The organism is Streptococcus sp. GMD4S (assembly GCF_000296955.1).
This window is the reverse complement of record NZ_AJRE01000405.1, coordinates 1-574: the sequence shown is the minus strand read 5'-3', so window position 1 is coordinate 574 and position 574 is coordinate 1. Positions and strand designations below refer to the sequence as shown.

Sequence of the window (574 nt, the reverse complement as noted above, 5' to 3'; positions counted from 1 at the left end):
GGAAGGATAAGATAGATATGGGAAAATATGATTTTACAAGCCTGCCCAATCGTTTTGGGCACCATACCTATAAATGGAAAGAAGCGGAAGCTGATCGCGAAGTTCTACCAGCCTGGATAGCAGATATGGACTTTGTGGTTTTGCCTGAGGTTCGACAAGCTGTACAAGCCTACGCAGATCAGTTGGTCTATGGCTATACCTATGCCAGTGATGCTTTGATTGAGTCGGTTCAGGACTGGGAAGCTACACAACACGGCTATCACTTTGACAAGGATGCCCTCGTCTTTATAGAGGGAGTGGTACCAGCCATTTCAACAGCTATTCAAGCCTTTACAAAAGAAGGAGAGGCTGTTCTGATTAACACACCGGTCTATCCACCTTTTGCCCGCAGTGTCAAACTGAACAATCGCAGATTGATTACCAATTCTTTGGTGGAAAAGGATGGGCTGTTTGAGATTGACTTTGACCAGTTGGAGAAGGAATTGGTGGAAGAGGATGTGAAGCTTTATATCCTTTGCAATCCCCACAATCCTGGTGGACGTGTTTGGGAAAAGGAAGTGTTAGAAAAGATTGG

The 574-nt window shown here is 44.9% G+C and carries 1 protein-coding gene; it reads left to right on the top strand.

The features are described from left to right. Positions 1-17 precede the first annotated feature (17 nt). On the top strand, positions 18-574 hold a 557-nt coding region (locus GMD4S_RS10200), incomplete at its 3' end, for an aminotransferase class I/II-fold pyridoxal phosphate-dependent enzyme (RefSeq protein ID WP_044130365.1).